Source organism: Bacillus sp. FSL K6-2971, from assembly GCF_038006405.1.
GTDB classification, from domain to species: Bacteria; Bacillota; Bacilli; order Bacillales; family Bacillaceae; genus Bacillus; species Bacillus pumilus.
This window is the reverse complement of sequence record NZ_JBBOVD010000001.1, coordinates 2,204,654-2,223,933: the sequence shown is the minus strand read 5'-3', so window position 1 is coordinate 2,223,933 and position 19,280 is coordinate 2,204,654. Positions and strand designations below refer to the sequence as shown.

At 34.8% G+C, this 19,280-nt stretch carries 35 protein-coding genes and 2 pseudogenes; 32 read left to right on the top strand and 5 right to left on the bottom strand.

The window, feature by feature from the left end:
- Window positions 1–63: 63 nt before the first annotated feature.
- Complete coding sequence (locus tag MHI33_RS11570) at window positions 64–510, bottom strand: hypothetical protein (protein WP_340911347.1); 447 nt, start codon at window positions 508–510, stop codon at window positions 64–66.
- 136 nt (window positions 511–646) lie between these two features.
- Between MHI33_RS11570 and MHI33_RS11565 the strand changes: the two genes are divergently transcribed.
- From MHI33_RS11565 to MHI33_RS11555, 3 genes are read left to right on the top strand one after another with little or no spacing between them, the layout of a single operon-like run.
- The gene (locus tag MHI33_RS11565; RefSeq protein ID WP_044141675.1) at window positions 647–826 is read left to right on the top strand and encodes a hypothetical protein; all 180 of its coding nucleotides are present in this window, start codon (window positions 647–649) and stop codon (window positions 824–826) included.
- Window positions 826–1,038, top strand: coding sequence for a hypothetical protein (locus tag MHI33_RS11560; RefSeq protein WP_340911345.1), 213 nt, complete (start codon window positions 826–828; stop codon window positions 1,036–1,038). Before MHI33_RS11565 ends, MHI33_RS11560 begins: the two co-directional genes overlap by 1 nt.
- The gene (locus MHI33_RS11555) at window positions 1,025–1,261 is read left to right on the top strand and encodes a hypothetical protein (protein ID WP_340911342.1); all 237 of its coding nucleotides are present in this window, start codon (window positions 1,025–1,027) and stop codon (window positions 1,259–1,261) included. The genes MHI33_RS11560 and MHI33_RS11555 overlap by 14 nt, the downstream gene beginning before the upstream one ends.
- Before the next feature lie 16 nt (window positions 1,262–1,277).
- Here the strand turns inward: MHI33_RS11555 and MHI33_RS11550 are convergent, their stop codons facing one another.
- The gene (locus tag MHI33_RS11550; RefSeq protein ID WP_335374477.1) at window positions 1,278–1,868 is read right to left on the bottom strand and encodes a DUF1643 domain-containing protein; all 591 of its coding nucleotides are present in this window, start codon (window positions 1,866–1,868) and stop codon (window positions 1,278–1,280) included.
- 45 nt (window positions 1,869–1,913) lie between these two features.
- Between MHI33_RS11550 and MHI33_RS11545 the strand changes: the two genes are divergently transcribed.
- The 8 genes from MHI33_RS11545 (at window position 1,914) to MHI33_RS11510 (ending at window position 6,117) form a co-directional block, all read left to right on the top strand.
- Window positions 1,914–2,726 carry a thymidylate synthase gene (locus tag MHI33_RS11545; protein WP_438498467.1) on the top strand — a complete coding sequence of 271 codons (813 nt, stop codon included), beginning with the start codon at window positions 1,914–1,916 and terminating at the stop codon, window positions 2,724–2,726.
- Between the two features lie 111 nt (window positions 2,727–2,837).
- Entirely contained in the window at window positions 2,838–3,653 is an 816-nt protein-coding gene (locus tag MHI33_RS11540; protein ID WP_340911332.1) for a hypothetical protein, read from the top strand.
- A gap of 142 nt (window positions 3,654–3,795) precedes the next feature.
- Window positions 3,796–4,206 (top strand): YopX family protein, encoded by a 411-nt coding sequence (locus MHI33_RS11535; RefSeq protein WP_340911330.1) that lies wholly within the window; start codon window positions 3,796–3,798, stop codon window positions 4,204–4,206.
- 62 nt (window positions 4,207–4,268) lie between these two features.
- The gene (locus MHI33_RS11530; protein WP_340911328.1) at window positions 4,269–4,454 is read left to right on the top strand and encodes a hypothetical protein; all 186 of its coding nucleotides are present in this window, start codon (window positions 4,269–4,271) and stop codon (window positions 4,452–4,454) included.
- Window positions 4,455–4,468: 14 nt separating this feature from the next.
- Entirely contained in the window at window positions 4,469–4,720 is a 252-nt protein-coding gene (locus MHI33_RS11525) for a hypothetical protein (protein ID WP_340911325.1), read from the top strand.
- A gap of 296 nt (window positions 4,721–5,016) precedes the next feature.
- Complete coding sequence (locus MHI33_RS11520; protein WP_340911323.1) at window positions 5,017–5,331, top strand: hypothetical protein; 315 nt, start codon at window positions 5,017–5,019, stop codon at window positions 5,329–5,331.
- A 62-nt stretch (window positions 5,332–5,393) separates the two neighbouring features.
- Window positions 5,394–5,936 (top strand): hypothetical protein, encoded by a 543-nt coding sequence (locus MHI33_RS11515; protein ID WP_340911321.1) that lies wholly within the window; start codon window positions 5,394–5,396, stop codon window positions 5,934–5,936.
- A 40-nt stretch (window positions 5,937–5,976) separates the two neighbouring features.
- Complete coding sequence (locus MHI33_RS11510; RefSeq protein WP_340911319.1) at window positions 5,977–6,117, top strand: hypothetical protein; 141 nt, start codon at window positions 5,977–5,979, stop codon at window positions 6,115–6,117.
- A 55-nt stretch (window positions 6,118–6,172) separates the two neighbouring features.
- Here the strand turns inward: MHI33_RS11510 and MHI33_RS11505 are convergent, their stop codons facing one another.
- Window positions 6,173–6,865: a hypothetical protein gene (locus MHI33_RS11505; protein ID WP_340911316.1), complete on the bottom strand. Its 693-nt coding sequence runs from the start codon at window positions 6,863–6,865 to the stop codon at window positions 6,173–6,175.
- 313 nt (window positions 6,866–7,178) lie between these two features.
- On the opposite strand from MHI33_RS11505, the gene MHI33_RS11500 reads away from it, so the two are divergent.
- From MHI33_RS11500 to MHI33_RS11435, 14 genes are read left to right on the top strand one after another with little or no spacing between them, the layout of a single operon-like run.
- The gene (locus MHI33_RS11500; protein ID WP_340911314.1) at window positions 7,179–7,502 is read left to right on the top strand and encodes a hypothetical protein; all 324 of its coding nucleotides are present in this window, start codon (window positions 7,179–7,181) and stop codon (window positions 7,500–7,502) included.
- Window positions 7,495–7,971 carry a hypothetical protein gene (locus MHI33_RS11495; RefSeq protein WP_340911312.1) on the top strand — a complete coding sequence of 159 codons (477 nt, stop codon included), beginning with the start codon at window positions 7,495–7,497 and terminating at the stop codon, window positions 7,969–7,971. The genes MHI33_RS11500 and MHI33_RS11495 overlap by 8 nt, the downstream gene beginning before the upstream one ends.
- The gene (locus tag MHI33_RS11490; RefSeq protein ID WP_340911310.1) at window positions 7,968–8,102 is read left to right on the top strand and encodes a hypothetical protein; all 135 of its coding nucleotides are present in this window, start codon (window positions 7,968–7,970) and stop codon (window positions 8,100–8,102) included. The genes MHI33_RS11495 and MHI33_RS11490 overlap by 4 nt, the downstream gene beginning before the upstream one ends.
- Before the next feature lie 27 nt (window positions 8,103–8,129).
- Window positions 8,130–8,432 (top strand): hypothetical protein, encoded by a 303-nt coding sequence (locus tag MHI33_RS11485; RefSeq protein WP_340911308.1) that lies wholly within the window; start codon window positions 8,130–8,132, stop codon window positions 8,430–8,432.
- Window positions 8,433–8,465: 33 nt separating this feature from the next.
- On the top strand, window positions 8,466–8,984 hold the full coding sequence (locus tag MHI33_RS11480) for a hypothetical protein (RefSeq protein WP_340911305.1): 519 nt from the start codon (window positions 8,466–8,468) through the stop codon (window positions 8,982–8,984).
- Window positions 8,985–9,200 carry a hypothetical protein gene (locus MHI33_RS11475; protein WP_340911303.1) on the top strand — a complete coding sequence of 72 codons (216 nt, stop codon included), beginning with the start codon at window positions 8,985–8,987 and terminating at the stop codon, window positions 9,198–9,200.
- Entirely contained in the window at window positions 9,200–9,580 is a 381-nt protein-coding gene (locus tag MHI33_RS11470) for a hypothetical protein (protein ID WP_340911301.1), read from the top strand. Before MHI33_RS11475 ends, MHI33_RS11470 begins: the two co-directional genes overlap by 1 nt.
- A 60-nt stretch (window positions 9,581–9,640) precedes the next feature.
- On the top strand, window positions 9,641–9,811 hold the full coding sequence (locus MHI33_RS11465) for a hypothetical protein (protein WP_340911298.1): 171 nt from the start codon (window positions 9,641–9,643) through the stop codon (window positions 9,809–9,811).
- Window positions 9,812–9,843: 32 nt separating this feature from the next.
- The gene (locus tag MHI33_RS11460; RefSeq protein ID WP_340911296.1) at window positions 9,844–10,320 is read left to right on the top strand and encodes a macro domain-containing protein; all 477 of its coding nucleotides are present in this window, start codon (window positions 9,844–9,846) and stop codon (window positions 10,318–10,320) included.
- Between the two features lie 12 nt (window positions 10,321–10,332).
- Entirely contained in the window at window positions 10,333–10,770 is a 438-nt protein-coding gene (locus MHI33_RS11455; RefSeq protein WP_340911294.1) for a group I intron-associated PD-(D/E)XK endonuclease, read from the top strand.
- Window positions 10,771–10,823: 53 nt separating this feature from the next.
- Window positions 10,824–11,000: a hypothetical protein gene (locus MHI33_RS11450; RefSeq protein WP_340911292.1), complete on the top strand. Its 177-nt coding sequence runs from the start codon at window positions 10,824–10,826 to the stop codon at window positions 10,998–11,000.
- Window positions 10,988–11,551: a thymidine kinase gene (locus MHI33_RS11445; protein WP_340913831.1), complete on the top strand. Its 564-nt coding sequence runs from the start codon at window positions 10,988–10,990 to the stop codon at window positions 11,549–11,551. The genes MHI33_RS11450 and MHI33_RS11445 overlap by 13 nt, the downstream gene beginning before the upstream one ends.
- 14 nt (window positions 11,552–11,565) lie before the next feature.
- Window positions 11,566–11,751 (top strand): hypothetical protein, encoded by a 186-nt coding sequence (locus MHI33_RS11440; RefSeq protein WP_217012469.1) that lies wholly within the window; start codon window positions 11,566–11,568, stop codon window positions 11,749–11,751.
- Complete coding sequence (locus MHI33_RS11435) at window positions 11,744–12,139, top strand: hypothetical protein (protein ID WP_340911288.1); 396 nt, start codon at window positions 11,744–11,746, stop codon at window positions 12,137–12,139. Before MHI33_RS11440 ends, MHI33_RS11435 begins: the two co-directional genes overlap by 8 nt.
- A 27-nt stretch (window positions 12,140–12,166) precedes the next feature.
- Here MHI33_RS11435 and MHI33_RS11430 read toward each other — a convergent pair whose 3' ends face one another.
- Entirely contained in the window at window positions 12,167–12,436 is a 270-nt protein-coding gene (locus tag MHI33_RS11430; protein ID WP_340911286.1) for a hypothetical protein, read from the bottom strand.
- A gap of 76 nt (window positions 12,437–12,512) precedes the next feature.
- Here MHI33_RS11430 and MHI33_RS11425 point away from each other — a divergent pair, with 76 nt between their 5' ends.
- The 3 genes and pseudogenes from MHI33_RS11425 to MHI33_RS11415 form a co-directional block, all read left to right on the top strand.
- Window positions 12,513–13,043: a Holliday junction resolvase RecU gene (locus MHI33_RS11425; protein ID WP_445661778.1), complete on the top strand. Its 531-nt coding sequence runs from the start codon at window positions 12,513–12,515 to the stop codon at window positions 13,041–13,043.
- A gap of 91 nt (window positions 13,044–13,134) precedes the next feature.
- On the top strand, window positions 13,135–14,622 hold the full coding sequence (locus tag MHI33_RS11420; protein WP_340911283.1) for a recombinase family protein: 1,488 nt from the start codon (window positions 13,135–13,137) through the stop codon (window positions 14,620–14,622).
- A 32-nt stretch (window positions 14,623–14,654) separates the two neighbouring features.
- Window positions 14,655–15,587: pseudogene (locus MHI33_RS11415) on the top strand (nucleobase:cation symporter-2 family protein); the annotation flags it as partial.
- A 62-nt stretch (window positions 15,588–15,649) separates the two neighbouring features.
- Here MHI33_RS11415 and MHI33_RS11410 read toward each other — a convergent pair.
- Window positions 15,650–16,504, bottom strand: a complete 855-nt coding sequence (locus MHI33_RS11410) for a polysaccharide deacetylase family protein (protein WP_065098225.1) — start codon at window positions 16,502–16,504, stop codon at window positions 15,650–15,652.
- A gap of 352 nt (window positions 16,505–16,856) precedes the next feature.
- Between MHI33_RS11410 and MHI33_RS11405 the strand changes: the two are divergent.
- From MHI33_RS11405 to fbpC, 4 genes and pseudogenes are all read left to right on the top strand, one after another.
- Window positions 16,857–17,138, top strand: a pseudogene (locus tag MHI33_RS11405) (IS5/IS1182 family transposase); the annotation flags it as partial.
- A gap of 314 nt (window positions 17,139–17,452) precedes the next feature.
- A complete protein-coding gene (locus MHI33_RS11400; RefSeq protein ID WP_340911279.1) occupies window positions 17,453–18,553 on the top strand; it encodes a type III polyketide synthase in 1,101 nt (366 codons plus the stop codon).
- Window positions 18,550–19,059 (top strand): isoprenylcysteine carboxyl methyltransferase family protein, encoded by a 510-nt coding sequence (locus tag MHI33_RS11395; protein WP_065098222.1) that lies wholly within the window; start codon window positions 18,550–18,552, stop codon window positions 19,057–19,059. Before MHI33_RS11400 ends, MHI33_RS11395 begins: the two co-directional genes overlap by 4 nt.
- 64 nt (window positions 19,060–19,123) lie before the next feature.
- A complete protein-coding gene (gene fbpC / locus MHI33_RS11390; protein ID WP_306172627.1) occupies window positions 19,124–19,231 on the top strand; it encodes a Fur-regulated basic protein FbpC in 108 nt (35 codons plus the stop codon).
- The last annotated feature ends 49 nt before the right edge of the window (window positions 19,232–19,280 follow it).

Here is a 19,280-nt window from a genome sequence, read left to right as displayed (position 1 = left end):
CTGCGTGCATGGTGTGATTTCTGAAGATTTTATACTGTGGGGTATCACAGCCAAGTGATTTGTTTAGTTTGGTTCTACAACTGAATGAATATACGCAAAGTTGGGATGAAGTTCGTCTTTCGTGTATCCTGTGTAATCTTTATTTTGTAGGTCATAGGCTTGTATGCGTAACGGGTCACCGAAGTTATTTGTACCTGATCCTCCAAGGTCTCCAGCTTCAGTATAGATAATAATTTTTGCAGGCTCCTGCTTAGAAAAAAGAGAGATGAAATTTTGAGTGAATTTGTTTAATCCCTTGACCTCTCCTGTGATGATTTTGTCAATCTCAGCAACAATTTCATTAACTGAGTTTACGGCACTGGTACTAAAGTACGATCTATCATCGTATATATGAAGTATTTTCTTTTCTGGTTCATAGAGATAGTTAAAGTGACTTTTCTCGTCAAAACCTGCTTCGTAGATAGTACCTTCAATATTGTTCTTCTCAGTGATAACTCTTGCAACTTTCATCTGATCTACCGCCTTTTTATGAATAGTATTAATAATTTGATTATATCAAATGAACGAAATTAAAGGTAATGATATCCATCGGAACAACAGGATTTCCAATAAAAGAAGACTTTTATAATGAAAGGACATGTTATACATGATTGATAGAATCTCAAAAATTGAATCAATGGAAGCTGTAGGAACATGGACTCTGGCCACACGTGGAGAAAAACAAAGTAAGAAAAACTTTAAAAAAGATATAAAAAAGCGAAGACGTGTGATCGAAAAAAGAATGGCAGAATCGGTGATAAATGAATATAAAAAGGAAGAGTTTTAATGGCAAACAAACTAGAGGAACTAGTGAAATTAGAGAACAGAACAATATGTGTTTGTATTATAGTATCAGTGTTTTTTGCACTACTACCTTGTTTAAAGGTTGTTCACTATGCTTTGACAATCCCTTCTGCAATAATTTTGATGAGTTTTGCAGCAGAATTAAGTCTAAGGAAATATTTAAGGAAAAGAGTGAGGGAGCTTGATAAAAGTTGATGCGATATATAATTCATTAGCGAAAATCGAGAAACAGAAGCAATTATATGAACTCATGGATGATCCTGAGATGAAAATGAAAACATTAGATAACATGATTAAAGAATTTGATTCAATTGGGGATGGGGCATTAGAGGGTATTAAAAATGCTACCGCTTTGTTGAAGAAAATAGGTAGCGATGATGTTGCGGAGAGAATTGAGAAACTTACAGAAATAAACTAAGAGAGGAAGACCTCTCTTATATGAGTGTGTATCGTCTAAAATCATTGTAGTTGTAGAGTGGATGAGAAGGCATTCCAGTAATATTAGTTCTGTAGCAAAGTAGTATTTCTGAATAACTGCTAAGGATACTTTTTATAAACTCTAAGTTGCTACAATATATTCGCAAGTTGCTTTTATTTAGTTTGGTTGGACGATTCCCCCATCCGCAAATAACTTTGCCTCCGCTTTTCACGCTTGACTCGATTGACCTTTTAATTACTCTGAGGTTTTCCTCTGTAATTGTATTTAGTTGGGCTTCATTGATTTTAGACATAACTTTGCCCAGCTTTTTCGAATCTGTTTCATAAAAGGGAAAGATGTTTACAACATCAACTATACCAGCACCGTCATTGTGTGCATCTTTTATTACTTTATTTACTGTTCTGTCAGACTTGTCATATACGGCAGCACTAGGATTCATCAAAAGAAAAGTATACTTAATATCATTTGATTTATGTGTGCTTACGCTTAGAAGGTTCCTTTTCCATAGGTTGCTTTGAACTTGGACATTATCGCTAATAATTGTATGTTGATAAAATTGTTTATCAAAATTGACTTGAGCATACACTGCTAAATCGCCCCCTTTTACTTTAATTATACAATATGGAGGTTTATATTGGAAAAAGAATATTTGAAATTATTACAAAAAATCTATACATTTGGTCATGACTCAGGAGACAGAACGGAAACGGGCATGAGAAGCCTTTTCGGAGAGACAATGGAGTTTAATTTGTCTGAAGGGTTTCCATTGGTTACAACTAAGAAAATGTTTACTAGAGGTGTCTTTGGTGAGCTGCTATGGTTTTTAAGCGGTTCAACTTCAAATAAAGAATTAGAAGAGAAGTATGGGATCAAGTTTTGGAAGGAATGGGCGGATGAAGCTGGGCAGCTACCAAATATCTATGGTAAGCAGTGGACTAGGTGGGAAGATGGCCGAGGAAACATTTTTAATCAAATTAAGTATGTGATTGATCAGATTAAAAACAACCCAACAGGCAGACGTATTTTATTCACTGGATGGAACGCTCCAGAGATGCAATGGGAAGATACTGCCTTGCCATGTTGTCACAGTACCGTTGTTCAATTCTATGTAGAAGGTGATTATCTTCATATGTATCACTATCAACGTTCAGGAGACATGTTTCTAGGTGTGCCAGTTAACATCGCCTCATATGCAACACTATTGACCATGATTGCACAACAATGTGATCTAAAGCCAGGTATCATGAAACATACAATCGGTGTAGCTCATATTTATCACAATCATCTGGATCAAGTTAAAGAACAACTGGCCAGATCTCCATATCAGGCACCAAAGCTTAATGTTAAACGGAAGCCTGTATCAATTTTTGAGTATACTCTAGAAGACTTTGAAGTTGTTGATTATAATCATCATCCGTTAATCAAAGGGGATGTGGCAGTTTAATTAAAACCTGTTGCTAAATTTAAATTAAATATTGATATGCATAGTAAAAAAGTCTATAATGCTCTTGGTAACATTTAACTTTAGAGGCTTAAATTATGTGGAGGAATAGAAATGAATATTAAGAGCAAAAAGGCTATTATGTCAATGATCATTTTGATAGTTATTGTTTTTTTAACTGGATGTGGTACTGCAAGCAGCACAAAAGAGGAGCCTGAGGAAAGCAAGTCTAAACCAAAAGAAGAAAAAGTTAAGACTGTGTTAATGAGTGATATGCTGACCAAACATAAAGTATGGTTAAGAACTAGTTCAAATCCTGGAAGATCGAGTATCGTGGAAACTATCATTGTGATCAAGGGGGATAAATTAATAAGATACCTTCCAGACCAGCGACAGAATAATATTACAATAGAGCATTTAATAAATCTTACTGATGAAGAAATCATTAATTTATTTGAAAAAGCAGAAGGATTTAAATATGTTGGTAAATACAAATTGGGTATCATACTAGATCAATTGGGTCAAACAACTGAACGTTTGAAATTAACAGTTAATCAAAAAACAATGACTAGAACTGAGCATTTAAGTGCATTTGGTTATGGTAACCTGAATAGAGAAAAGCACATTAATGATGTTAAGTCGGGTAAGAAAAAGATTTTCACTGATGCTCAACTAGCTAATTCGGATATAATTAAACATGAAATTAAAGGAGATTACAGTGTAACAACCAACCCAGCAAATGATGAATATTCAATAAATATATTTGATTCTTTTATCAAACGAACAATCTTCGATACAACATTTATAGGAGTGACTGTAGGCACGAAAACAGTTTTAATAACACGTACAGATGAACCTGATACCAACTTGAACCTAGATACACCAGATAATAAAGGCAAAAAGGTAATAATTGAGGGGATTACAAAGTAGGGGAACGCGTCAAAGCGTTCTTTTTCTTATTATAAAAATACAAATAACATATAATTTATATTGACTAAAGAACAAATAACATATATATTAAGGATAAGCCTATGAGGTTTATCTTTTTTATTTAAAGGGAGGTAGTAAGAGAATGAGAGAAATCAAGTTTAGAGGTAGTCCGATTGAAGATTATGATGATCTCAATTGGTTTGAGGGAGGCATCTACATAAACCAAGATGACCGACTTGCGTATATTAACACTGATTATAGCGGAGTTGTACCAGTTCATTGGGATTCTGTGGGTCAATACACAGGATTGAAGGACTGTAACGGCGTTGAGATTTATGAGGGCGATATTACTCTTGATCCAATTAAGAATATCAAAGGAGTCATTTGCTATGACTGTCATCAAGCGAGATATAAGTTCGTTCCTTTAGATTTGTATCACGCTAACGCACGGAACGGCGGATGGACAGGGTTGGAACTAAACGTAAACAGAAGACTTCCAGAAGTCGTAGGCAACATCTACGAAGACCGAGAGTTGCTAACAGAAGAACAATGAAAATTGGCAAAACTAAACTATATAAAATCTGAATTTTAATGAGATTTCAAAGGAGGCATTGAATGAAAAATGCTGATGTAATTATCGATAGAGCAGAATTTCTTTTATTGCTAGATAAGTTCATTGAACGAGAAAATAGAATATTAGAACGAGCTATAAAGTGTCACAATGTTAATAGAGCAAATATCTTTGAGCATGGAAAAAACTTATTGGAAGAGTTAAAAGATATGATTGAAAACTTTAAGTGAAAGGAGAGTACATAATGACTTTTAAAGGAACATGTGATGTAGAAACCCATGATCAATACACTATTGAATTTGATGAGAGTGTATTAAATGAAGAATGGATGCAGCAATTTAGAGAAACGTTTTATGACTTCGCAACATTAACAGAACATGCAGAGCATATCGCTCAATTCAGAGCGAGAAACGGTTCAAAATTCATTGAGGGGTATGGAATTCCTTTAGAAAATGGTGAAGCTCCTAGGTGGGGCAGATATGAAAGATGTAAATAAGGCCATTAATATTATTGATGGGAATGCAAGCATGGATGTGTATTATTATTAAAAAGGAGGGGTTCGCCTTGTTTTGGTTCAAGAAAAAAGAAAAACAGGAGCGAAAGTGTTTCCATAGTTATTCTTTAGTCGATTACTATAGCTACTTTTCCGAATCTTTAGATCTTGAAAATGAGTACGAAATAAGATGCAAACACTGCTTTAATAAAAGAAATGTAGATGAGTACACTTTAAATAAACTAAAAGAGCTTAAGCTTATGGAGGTGTAGATTATAACGACTGAATCAAACGAAAATTTGATTGAATTAGAGAAAAGTAAATACAAACTTAAATTGGACATCCTAGAGAAAAAAAGAGACCTGCTGCATATTAAAACAAATCAAAATCCGTTAGCACTAGAGCGACTGTTTGAATTAAGTGAAGTGTTGCAGCTGACAGAGGAAGCTGAGTGGGTAATTTCATCAATGGCCATGAAGGCAGTAAGAATCAACAAAGAGTTTCTAAAGCTATTCGATTTCAAAGGCGATGCCAAAGCTTACATAAACAAAGAAGAGTTTAACAGGCTACATGAAGAGTTTGTCAGAATTAAATTCGAACAAAACAACATTTAGCTGTTAAATTTATATGAATCAACTCTATACTGGTTATGTAGCAATTTATGGAGGCTGATACTATGAATGGAAGAGAGCAAGCTGAAGAGAAGATTATTGAGTTTTTAAACTCTGAAGAAAGGGTTGCAATTGTCACTGGTACTCATATGCATCAAAAGATAGACCTAGTTATGAATGTGTTATGCGATCACTTGGTTTCTGAGAATATCCTTTTCAGAACTTACACACTAGAAAATGCTTCAAGATTTTTGAAGGCATCAAAAAAACTTAAAACAGGTGTAGCGTATCGTGGAGGTCTTAATAACATTTATATAGACACCTTGAAAGAAAGAACATGGGGTAAACATGGTGATCCAATTCATACTGCGGTTGTCTATCCACTTAAACCAATGAGTTCTGAAAAGTTAAGAACAGAAGCTTTATCTAACTTGCTTGATCGTGTGAAAGTTAAGAAACTCATATTGGTAAGTAATCAAGATGCATTGGATCTCACGTGGGCTGCATCAATTAATACTAAGATTGTTTATGACTCCCTAGAGGATGATCCAGAATATCATCAAAGAGTAATAGATGATATTGCTAGTAAAGGGTTTAAACGACTATAGGGGGCTTTTGCCCCTTAGTAAAATGCAAAGGAGATGAAATATGAGCTACATTAGGTATGAAGAATTCTTAAAAAATGTGGTTATGGAGTTAGTAAGCAACAGTCAAATTATTTTTAACGAAATTGATACAGAAGATGCGCTAAGAGTTGGTGAGCAATTTGAAAATGAATTAAAACGTTGATTTTAAAGAGAGCTCTAATCTAAGGCAGAAAAACAGCAAATGAGCTCTTAAAAACTCACTTACTGTTTGATATATCACGCATTTTAATCATTCTCAATAAGTCATTGTCACTTAAATTCATCATTTTTGAAACACCTAGTATTTGTATTTCTACATGAAGATCATAAAATGCTCTGTCAATGGAAGTAAAAAAGAAGTGTTTTGAATACTCAGGTGTTAGAACATATGCTTTGAAATTGCCAATCTTATTAATTTTCATCTGCGCTGTAAGTCGTTTATTACCATCAACACAGATGAAAGAAATTTTTTCTCCAAAAGTCCTTACAACAATAGGAAGACGTTTATCATTGATTTTATCTACATCAAACTCAGTTTTAGGATCAATGAAAACTTCATCAATGTTAAAGATTTCTTTTGCAACATTATTGTTTTCCACCAATCCCAGAAGCTTATCTACATCATATTGATAAATATAATCTCCAACAGGTGTTATAAAGGTAGATTGAAAAGTTTCCACATCCCTTTTTTCTGCAGCCTGTCTTTCTAGTAGTGGATTTTGAGGTGGATTTAAACGAGAAAGCTCTAAAAGTTCTTTGTCTTTAGTATCAAACTCATCACACCAATTTGATACCCATGATTTATAAAAAGATAAATCTCCTAATGTTGACTTAATTGCAGGGCTTTCAAGATATGCTTGAAAATCAAAATTATAATAGTTGGTTTTTCCATTTGTGAAATATGCAGGCATTGTTAATTCCTTTCAAGTTTTTCTAAATTATATCACAAATTCAAAAAAAAGGAGAGGTGTGCATATGATTGTTTACACCGTATTCGGACTGTATCCAATTCTTAGAAGAGAATTGAATAATCATTTTAAAAGGTTAGGATTCAAAGACTTAAAGGAAAAAAGATGGTTCTTATGCAAGGTTCTCGGATACTCGCCGTACTTTAGTGAAATGACAATCAATGAATTAAAAATAGTAATAGAAGAGCTTAATAAATATAAGGATATTTCAGATATTAAATTATAAATAACATATATATATGAGGGTGTTATTTTAATGGATAGAAAAGTTTTAGAAGCATTAATTCAAATATATCAAAATGATTTTATGAGCGGCTATCGTGGAGATGACAAAGATGAATTAAGAGTTGTTTTCCTTGAATTAATCGTACATACAACAAGATATGTTAATGATTTTCGTTATTGCAACAAAGAGAATTGTCCATGTAGCCCTGAACACGACCTTAAAAAATGGATCGACACCTACCACGAAGAAATCTTCTTGAAAATGATTGGAGATTTTGCACTTAGTGATTATCCATCGAAAAAGGTGAAACAGTTTTTACTTCAATTTAAAACAAAGGAGAATCTAAATGAATAAAGATGATGATCTTAAAATAAAGAGTTTCTTTGAGGAAAGAAAAAGAAGAGAGGAAATGGAAAAAGATTTCATCATTCATCAAGGTTGTGCTGCTTTTGAAGAAATCCTTAAAGAGGTTAAGGAAAGAGGATCTCTAAATGAAGCTGATATGTATTACGGAATTCCTACACCTCAACTAAGCTTCTCAGAGGTTGAATTAGGTTACATGCTAACTTCAATGATGGAATATGCGACAAATCATGTGGGGAATCCGGTTGATGAAGAAAGTAAATTCGAAAATAAACTGGCATTCTTTGAGCATAAAAAAGAGATACTTCAAATCTATGAAGTCCGTGGTCAGGGAACTGACAGCTGGTTTGAAGAACCTAATGAAGAGACAATTAATAAATTGAATAACACAGCTTATGGCGTTTACTTGATTCAGTTTGATGATTTTATTAACTATTATAAAAATAAGGTGATTAAATGAAAGGATTAGAAGTTGAAGGAACATTATTAAAAGAAGACGGCACGCAGTTTACATATGATGAGTTTATTAGATTGATTGAGGCAAATGGTATTGAGTTTAAAGGTAGTGCATCTATGCAGCTTAATAAATGATCAAAATACTAATAAGGATGGTGGGTTATGACTGTTATTTGCACAGATGGGACAAAATTCGTCGGCAGATTCAAACCAGGTCAAACGTGGATCAAGGGAAGATTCAAAAGAACGCTTGTCGATGTTTCTAATGACAGAGTTAGATATAGCTTAGTTAATAAAAAAGAACGTGAAACTTCTTTAGATCGCTTTGTGAACTGGGTTTTCAGTGGAGCTAAACTCGATGTAGGGAAAAGGATTATTTCTTGCTCTAATTGTGAAGGAGATTTAGAAATCAAGCAGCATATTAACAAATGTGAGTGTGGACAGAGAGTAAAAGTTCTTCATTAAAAGACGAATTACATATATAAAGGAGAATGAAAAATGACTAATTATTATTACAAAGTGGAACAAGCATCTAACTTACATAGAGATCTTGAATACACGTTCTTTATCAAAGGACAATTTATGCAAAATAGGAACGAGGAAATTTCAAGTTTAGTTGGGATCGAAGACTTAGCGAGTAAAGCAACATATGATTTTCATGGAGGTCTTTTAATAAATGAAGCATATGCTGATGAAATCGATGATAAGCATTTTATCAAAAAAGAACAAGAATTAGATGGGCGTATTTTCAAACAGTTTAAGAAAAGTTCAAGCTACTTTAAGAAGTGGGATGGATTTATTAAAGAAAATAACCTGACTCACGTTATTAGAATGCAAAGCTTAAATTTCTTAGTATTTGTATATGGCCTAACTGGTGCCATTGAGTTTATTACTCACAACGATACATTCTATTTAGAAGCAAAAACTGAGCAGGAAAACAAGTCTTTGATTCCTATTACTGAAAGAGAATTACTTGAAATGAAATTAGAGATGTCAAAGGGAAAGGAAGCGAGTTAATTGGATTTAAAACACTTTAAAAAACTTACATCAAATTTATCTGCATTTACGGCTGAAGAAGTAGATGATTTTAAATACATGACGAGTGATGAACTTAACAGTTATCAACATGAATTAGAAAATGATACAGGTAACTTATCTGGCTGGGATCACTTAAGAGCATTTTATACATTAAAAAGTATTATCGATGAAGTTAAAGCAGAGGAGAATAATTAATGACTGACCAAGAAAGAGTTATCAAAAATGTACTTGCTTTTACAGAAAGAAATGAAGAAGAACAAATGTTTAATAGCGTTAAATCCTACATCGATAAAATCAAGCGCCAACGTGACCGTTTAAGAATGGAGTTAAAAAAATATAAGTCCGATGAAAAGATCAAAGAACTTGAAAATGAAATTGAGGAGTTAAGAGCAAAGAGTGTATTTATTTTTAGTGAAAATGAAAAGAAAGAAGAAATTCAATTTAAGAAAGAGCATCATATATGCGACTCAAACATTTACTACTATTTTGATGGAACAGAGGTCGGGGTAGCTGTTGGATTAAAATGCAGTAAATGTGGTTTTGCTAAGGACATTACAGACTATTCTGCATGGTAAATCATACATAGTTTTCTAAATAAAATCGGTCTTTTAACTGAATTGAAAAGGGGTTAATCTGTGGAGGATTTAAATAAAAGACAGTCCATCAATTTCAAAAATGGAAGTAAATTGGTTATTCTGAGAACAGAGCAAAAAGATAAAGTTATAAGGGGACGGGGATATACATTTTCTCTATCAGCTGAGATTAAACAAAATGATTACACTGAGAAAGACTTTGACGTTACATAATTCAATCACAATGATTAAAGGAGAAATTTAAAATGATCAGGGTAATAGAAGGCAACATTTTAGATACAACAAAAGACATCGTCTGTCACCAAGTGAACTGTAAGGGTGTCATGGGAGCAGGATTGGCCAAACAGATCAAAAGCAAATACCCAAATGTGTACAAAGATTATAAGCGTTTGTGTGACGATGAAAAGATTAAAAGTAGAAAAAATGGATTACTAGGGGCTACTCAATTTATCGATGTAAGTAAGAGTAAAACAATCGCAAATTTGTTTGCACAAAAGAACTATGGTGTGAAATCAAGGCAAACAGATTATGAAGCTATGGAACTTTGTTTGAAAAGTTTAAAACATGTGGTCAGTGATGATTATAGTAAATACAAAGACTGTTCTATTGCAATACCGTATGGAATTGGCTGCGGTTTAGCGGGTGGAGATTGGGAAATTGTTAGTCGAATGATTGAAGATATTCTAGTTGATTGCGATGTAACTTTATACAAATTTAAATAAAGGGGAGAATTAATGACTAAATTAATTGATCAAAAAAGAAAAACAGGGGATTGCGGAGAGTTCTTGGTTTTGTATGATTTAACTAAGAAAGGGTTTGAATTATTTTCGCCTATGAACAATGGAAGCTTAATTGATCTTGTAGCAATCAAAGATGGGCGATCTTTTAAAATTCAAGTTAAAGCGTCCTGTAAGATTAACAACGAAAAATTAGAGTTTGATATTAGAAGGTCAAACAGTGTTTATTCTGAGGATAGTTTTGATGTATTGGCTTTAGTAGATACAGTAAATAATAAAGTTGCGTATATGAAATGGGCTGATATGTTTGATCGCAGCACTATTAAAATGAGGACGAATGGATACAATAAACCTGCGTGTGCACCAGGTAACTATTTTGATGATTATCTTAGTTTTCCATATGAAATACATAATGAATTAACCGTATTAAATTAATACATATACATAAGAAATATTTGAATATTAAACAATGAAAGGAGAAATTATATATGACCATTAGAATTCCATTTAAACAAGATGCATTAAAACAAGCATATCTATCTCAAGTTGGTGGGACAATTTCTTTTCAAAAGGGTAAGACTCCAGTATTTTCGTTTAATAGTGAAGAAGATTATAAGAGATATAGACAACTTATTCTTGGAGGAGGTGAGGAATCATATCAGTAGGATCATTAACAATTGATGTAGGAAGTATGTTCGCTGAGAAATCAACAGCACTGCAGCGACATGGCAAACGATATATGTTAGCTGGAAAGAAAGTAGTGTTTATGAAACCATCCATAGATAACAGATACTCAGAAGACTCAATCATTACTCACGATGGGAAGAAAGTTGATGCAGTGAATATACAAATTACAAACAAAGGCGAGATGGATATACCATTTTATTTATTAAATGAAGCTGATGTTGTTTGTATCGATGAAGTTCAATTTTTTCCAAGTCAAATGATTAATCACATTGAACGATTAATTGAACAAGGTAAGAAAGTGTTTGCTGCTGGATTAGACATGGATAGGTACGGTAAGCCATTTGGAATTGTACCGTACTTAATGGCCAAAGCAGATCATGTGACTAAACATCATGCAGTTTGTGCTTTCTGTGGCGAGGATGCATGGGTGTCCCTTGAAGTTTCTAATGACTCAGATACACAAGTTAAAGTTGGAAATGATTATAAGCCAGCATGTAGACAATGTGCATACGAAAGGGGAGTTAAATAATAGAAGAAAATAGTTTGATTAAACTGCACAACAAAATGAAAAAGCAAATGGATTCAATTGAAGAAGCGATACATAACAATGACTTTTCAAAGGTAAATCGATTAGGTATCAGTCTTAGCAATAATAATGAAGAATTAATGCAAGAAGCAAGAGACTTGTCTAACAATAAAAAAGGGAGATACGTAAATACATATGCTTAACTTACATAACTTAAAAGGCGCTTATCAATTAAAAAATCAAGGAGGTGATTTTGCTTATTTTTATAATGAGAAGTCAAACAATCTAATTGTAATTAATAATATTGATGATGAAGAAATTAGAGATGTTACAGACGGTACATCACAGGATGCTTACATGTACTTAACAAATAAGCTTAATATTGAAACGAATTTAACTGTCATTTGGTATAAAACTGAATTTGATTCAAGTGATTATATCCTTATTGAAGGGGTCAATGGTAAAGAGATGTGTCAGTTAGATTTGATTGAGTTGGAGAATACAGTTTTAGGAGATCAATATAAGTTTGATAAGAAGTATGTAAAACTTATTGAAGGAGAAGCAATCGAATTAAAATTTTTAGAATTTTAAACCCCTGTCTAATGACAAGGGTAATCATCAAGAAGCTTTAAAGTTTTTTATTAAAGTATTCACTTCTTCAACTATATCTGGGTATTGGTTGTTATCAACGAATGAGTATTCAACTTCATTAGTTTTAGCATTAGCTTTAAATACAAGTTCAACGCTTTTAGATTCGATTTCATTGTAAACAACATAATGCTTTTCGAATAAATGATTATTCGACATATCTACATGAAATTTAACTGTAAAGCCTTTTGATTTAAGATATTCAGTAAGTTCGTTGTGTTGGTTGATGAGCTCAGTCAATTGGAACACTCTCCTAGATATTGATAATCATAGAATACCCCATTTAGTTATTAAACACAAAGAAAGGATTGGTTTATTGAGCACAAACTTGGGAAAAGTTTTTGAAGCAAATATTCAACAATCAGCAAAAGATCAGGGTTTGTTTTTTTATCGAATTAAAGATGTAAATCCAATGGCTTTGAAACGAAATTTCGGAATATCGAAAAATAAATATGATTGTATTCTTTTCGCTAAGGGGCATTTGTTTCCACTAGAATTAAAGTCTACAAAAAGTAAGTCCGTATCCTTTTCAGAGAGTATGATCAAGTCACAGCAAATAAAACATCTTAAAGAAGCTGCAGAATGTGAAGGAGTTATACCTGGTTTCCTGTTTAACTTTAGAGAGCCTGAAAACCGAGTTTTCTTTGTACATATTAAAGACTTTCTTACATATAAGAATATCGCTGAAAAGCAATTAGAGCACACATACATAAGCAAGGTGAACAAGTCCAGCATACCTATTAGCATCTGTAAAGAGATTGGAACAGAGGTAAGTTGGATGAAGAAGAAAGTTAATTATACATACTACATAAATAAGATGTGCGAGAATTTAATTTCAAGGAGGTGATGCATATTATTGACAGGGATCAGGATAAGTCTCTGTCTTTATTTTTGTTATAATATTTACAACTAATAATAAAAATGTGTGGTGATTAAATATGAACATTGATGAAAATTCAAAAGTGGCAGTCTATTCAAGAAAATCAAGAGAAGACCCAGACACAGAAGATACTTTACTGAAACATAGGGATCAACTAAAAGCACTCTTAAATAGATACAGTTTTACAGATGTAGAGTGGTTCGAAGAAGTTGTCTCTTCTGATTCTATTGATAATAGGCCTATTTTTTCTAGATTGTTGCCTAGAATCAGATCAGGTGAATTTGATGTTGTATGTGTAATTGCGAACGATAGACTTTCCAGGGGATCACAGATAGATTCAGGACGTATCATGGAAGCCTTTAAAGAAAGCAACACTCTACTCATAACTCCTCAAAAAATATATAATATGTCCAATGAGAGTGATGAAATGCTCTCAGAGTTCGAATTGGTTATTGCTAGAAATGAATATAGAGCTATTAAGAGAAGGCTGTTAAATGGTCGAAAAGGTGCTGTCAAAGAGGGAAGACCGCATTCTGGATCTGTTCCATACGGGTTTAAATGGGACAAGAATGACAAGAAAGCAAAGGTTGATGAAGAAAAAATAAAAATTTATCGTATGATGATTGATTGGTTTCTTAATGAAGAAATGTCTTCCATGGCAATTGCAGATAGACTGAATCAATTGGAAATCCCGCCTCCTTCTAGTAGAGGGAAAATGTGGTATGGAGAAGTGGTAACCTATCTTTTGATAAATGATTTTCATAGAGGATTTGTCTGGTATGGAAAAGATGAACAGAACAAAGGTATTCATCAGCCAACCAAAACAGAGGAAGAGCATATAAAAATTGTAGAACGACTATCAAAACTAAGGACATATCCAGAGGCTGGAAGACGTTTGAACATGAACACTAACAGACTTTCAGGAATAGTTAGATGTCCTTATTGTTTGAAAGTTCAAAGTATAGATCAGCCAAAAGGAAGACAAAAACACGTAAGAAAGTGTCTCAGAAGATCGACAGCTCGTGAACCAATGTGTGATACAACAAAAGGGATAAATGAAGACATTTTATACCGAGCGATACTACAAGAAATGAAACAGTATAGCTCTGAATTATTCAAAAGGAATGAGAATACTAAAACTGACGAACAAGCTACTTTTTCGGGGCAGTTAATTGAATTAAAAGAAAAAGCGATTAAAAAACTGAGAGGAAGAATTGATCGGTTAAAAGAACTCTACTTAGACGGTGATTTAGACAAAAATGAGTACAAAGAAAAATTAGAAAAAGCACAAGAAAATTTAATAAAATCTGAAAAAGAGCTCGGTGAATTATACTCATCAATGGAGTATCAAAAAGTAAAGGCGTTAGAAAAAAGAACCTACCTTTGGCAAGAGACGGATGTTCAGACATTATTAGAATCAGATCAGGGAATGTCAGATTCAGAGATCAATAAAATACTCAAGAAACTTATTAGTCATATCTCGTATAAAGTGAAAGATGAGGATGGACAACAGCCTGAGTTGAGTGTAAGAGTCTTTTATAATTAAGGTGTATTTCCCGTTGTACTCAAGCTATGCCTGTCGTCACTATTATTGGCATTACCCTTATTCCAGTAGCGATGAACAATATGGCAGGAGGAGAAGGAAGTGCTGATTATGGTTCTTTTGAAAATCTAGGTCTCGCCTTCCTTGTGCTGTTTATCATTGTGCTGCTTTATCGATTCACAAAAGGCTTTATGAAGGCGATCGCCATTTTAATTGGTATTCTCCTTGGGACAGCCGTCGCTGCATTTATGGGGAAAGTGGAAACAGCTGAGGTGGCGAACGCACAAGTTTTCCGCATGATTGAACCATTTTATTTTGGCATGCCTACCTTTGAATTTGCGCCCATTATGACGATGACGTTAGTAGCAATTGTGTCACTAGTTGAATCAACAGGTGTTTATTTCGCACTAGGTGATTTAACAAACCGCTCATTAAAAGAGAAAGACTTAGCGAAAGGCTATCGGGCAGAAGGGATTGCTGTGTTATTAGGTGGTATCTTTAATGCTTTTCCTTACACAGCCTACTCGCAAAACGTTGGGTTGATCCAGTTGACAGGGGTCAAGAAAAATCAAGTCATCGTTGTGACAGGCGCATTGCTCATGTTATTTGGACTTTTTCCTAAAATTGCTGCATTTACGACGATTATTCCAAAGTCAGTTCTTGGCGGCGCAATGGTTGCCATGTTTGGGATGGTCATTGCCTACGGTATTAAAATGCTCTCGCGTGTGGATTTTGCCAAACAGGAAAACCTACTGATTGTTGCTTGCTCAGTTGGGATCGGCTTAGGTGTCACCGTGGTGCCGCAAATGTTTGAGCATCTGCCAGAATCAATCAAATTATTAACAAGTAATGGCATCGTGGCCGGCAGCTTTACCGCTATTTTCCTTCATATTATTTATCACATGATTCCTTTTAAAAAAGAAACCGGGCAGGACCTGATGGAAGAGCCTAAGAAATCTGTTGTGTAAATACTTCTCTTGGAGCTGAAAGCCCGCATCTTTTGGATACGGGCTTGTTGTGATTAGCGCTATTAATGTTGTACCGGCTGCATTGTTTCGGTTATGACTGCAAATGTATAGCCCCTTGCTTTTAGCTGTGTAATCAGGCTATCTAAATAGTTTGTGGTAGAGGGTTGATCATGCATTAAAATAACTTTTGGTTCCCATGGTTTATTTTTCTCAAACATTTGCAGTTGATTCAATACCTCTGGAACATATTGTGAGTTTTTATATCTCCAGTCAAGGCTATCAATCGTCCAATCCCAGTAAATAAAGCCATTTTGGTTTAAACGTACTTTTTGATGATATGTTAAATTTGGAACACTGCCATAGGGTGTTCTCACAAGACGGGTGTAAACGCCTGTAACAGAAGCAAGAATGCGCTGAGCTTCTCTCATTTCATTTGCGGGAGACTCACTGTTCTGATAAAAGCGGTTTATATCATGCGTCATGCCATGAAGCCCTAATTGATGTCCTTCTTGATAAAGTCTTTTCACAGCTGCTTGGTGTGCTTGGATTTGCGGTCCAAGCATGAAGAATGTCGCCTTCACGTGATGTGCTTTTAATACATTTAACAGCTGATTTGATGTAGCAGAAGGACCATCATCAAATGTTAAAAAGACCGTTTTATTCGTTGTCTGTTGGTTTGGATTGGTCTTAAAATGTGTATCCAATGTTCTTGTAGAATGATCTTTTGCTTTCAGACTGATGCTTGTGTCTCGGAAGTCACTGTTGGCAACAATTTTTGCTTGCCCATGTGTCGCCTGCAAATGGGGTTTAGACATATCCCAGATAAAAAAGAGAAACAGTGTAAGAAGCACTAAACCAATTATCTTCGAGAGAAGTATCGTGTTGTAGGGTGTCTGTTTTTTGGACACCTTTTTCATTACAATCACTCCAGTCAATTAAATTTTGTGCCGAATCATGTAGTAGATTCTATCTTTTTTCACTGTTTTTCATGGTGTTCATATTGATTAAGTATACAGGAAAAAAACGCCTTTTTATATATAATAATCAAATAAATTAACATTTTATGGTTATTGATTTGTATTGATCAGAAAAAAAGGTGATCCATTCATGTTTAAATGAAATAATTCCGAAACGTTGATATTTATACGCTAAGATAGCATCAGATTTAACCATTAATGCGAAGCGAAGGGAGATTCCGTATGAAAGTGTTGTATAATGACGATTTCATTGAAAAAAAAGATGCTCATGTGGATATTGGAGATAGAGGCTATCAATCGCGAAAAACATGGAGAAAAGCTCTTACCCTTACAAAATAAAGAAGAAACAAAAGAGATCAAAGTCAGTACAACTAAATCAGAGATTGGCTACTATGTAAAAGGTGAACGTGAAAAGTCATTTGCTTATTCCTTTCATACAGCTTGTGATTCAAAAGGATTTATTTTTGGATCACTGGTCACAGGTGGAAATGTTCATGATACTCGTATGTTAGATTCACTCGTAAAACAGGTGACAGAGAAAATCGGAAAACTAAATGTAGACACGGTAGATGCTGAATGTCCAGCGTACCCCTTTATAATTATGTGAAAACCCCACTTTTACTTGAAGTAAAGGTGGGGTTTGTCTACGGTCTGCACTTCTCTTTTAGAGGTGTTTTTTTGCATAAAAAAAGCAGGTTCGCTTGGCTTGGAACGAACCTGTGAAGGAGGAAAACTACATCATGTTTTCACCTATATTATCCAATATTTATCAATTGTCGTCAAGACAAAAAGTTAGCCGGAGGAAAATGTTTTGACTGAATTGTGACGATTTGGCATGTATATCCTTTTTTCGATAGGGGATATTAACCGAAAAAAGAGGTGAAGCCGATGGCGTATATTCTTTCAGTTGGAACGAGTCACCCGAAGCATCACGTGGATCAGAAAACCGCTGCCGAATTTGCAAGGTCTCAATTTAAACGATCGTTTAAAGATATTGACCGCCTGCTGAGAGCTTTTCAAAATGGAGAAATTGAGAGCAGACAATTTGTTCAGCCCATTGAATGGTATCAGACGCACCACTCTTTTGAAGAGAAAAACAATATCTATTTGGAAAAGGCATTGACTCATGCAAAGGAAGCGATCATACATTGTCTTCAAGAGCAGGCGTTTCTAAAAAAATCAGTCCCTTTTGAAGAGATTGATGCATTGTTTTTTATTTCAAGTACCGGCTTATCAACCCCAAGCCTTGATGCAAAGCTCATGAACGTCCTTCCTTTTTCTCCTTATACGAAACGAGTACCGATCTGGGGCTTAGGGTGTGGGGGCGGTGCGGCAGGGCTGTCTCGGGCTTATGAATACATAAGGGCATTTCCAGAAGCAAAGGTACTTGTCGTTGCCTGTGAGCTGTGCAGTTTAACTTTTCAGCCGCAAGATCAATCAAAAAGCAATTTAATTGGCACCTCCTTGTTTGGAGACGGGACGGCAGCGGTTCTTTTAGCTGGAGAAAAAGCTGCTCTTGAATATGCCCATTTAAAAACGGTCCCTAAAGTATTAAGCACGCAATCCGTCACGATGAAAGATTCTGAGGATGTGATGGGCTGGGACTTTACAAGTGACGGCTTTCGGGTTATTTTCTCCCGCGACATTCCGTCTATGATTTCCGGCTGGTTAAAAGAGCAGGTGGATCAATTTTTAGAGGAGCATGGATATTCAACTAAAGACTTGTCCGTTTTTCTAGCCCATCCTGGAGGAAAAAAAGTGATTGATGCCTATGTTGAGAGTCTATCTTTACGAGAGGATCAGCTGTTTTCTTCAAAAGAAGTACTCAAACAACACGGAAATATGTCCTCTGCCACAGTTTTGTATGTCATCAAGCATTTCCTAAAACATCAATCAGCTGAAGCGGGGGAGATGGGCCTTTGCGGTGCGCTTGGTCCGGGCTTTTCCTCAGAGCTGCTGCTTATGAAGTGGGAGGAGGTCTTGTCATGATCATTTGGCTTGTCATCGGTTTCTTCGTTTGTCAGAGGCTCATTGAAATGCTTGTGGCCAAAAGAAATGAAAAGAAAGTAAAAGCAATAGGTGCCATAGAATTTGGTGCTGGTCATTATCCCTATATGGTCGCTATGCATATGGCTTTTTTTCTTTCACTTATAGTTGAGATAAGGCTTTTACATAAAGGGCCATCCCAGTATTTTCTTGTACTGCTCCTTATCCTGATGGCTACACAGCTCATTCGGTACTGGGCATTGTGCTCCCTTGGGACGTACTGGAATACGAAAATTTTAGTCGTGCCAAACGCAACGATTGTAAAAAAAGGTCCGTATCGCTGGTTGAAACACCCTAACTATGTAGTCGTGGCGATTGAGCTTTTGCTGATCCCGCTATTGTTTGAAGCGTATGTGACTGCCATTTTGTTTACATGTTTAAATGCATGGATGATGACTGTAAGAATTCAAACAGAGGAGAAAGCATTAAATCAGTATTTGCTAAATTAATATTGAAAATCATTATCAATTGTGCTACACTTTCATTAATGATAAGCATTCTCAATCATGAAGAATGGACGGTGATCACATGACAATGATATTCTTACTCGGTACGGTGTGTGTATATAGCCTATTAATTGGCTTCGTATTAAAAGGTGTGTCCAAAAAATCTGCTTCCTGATTTCAGTCAATTGCGACTGATCGGGCAGCAGATTTTTTTTATTTCCTCA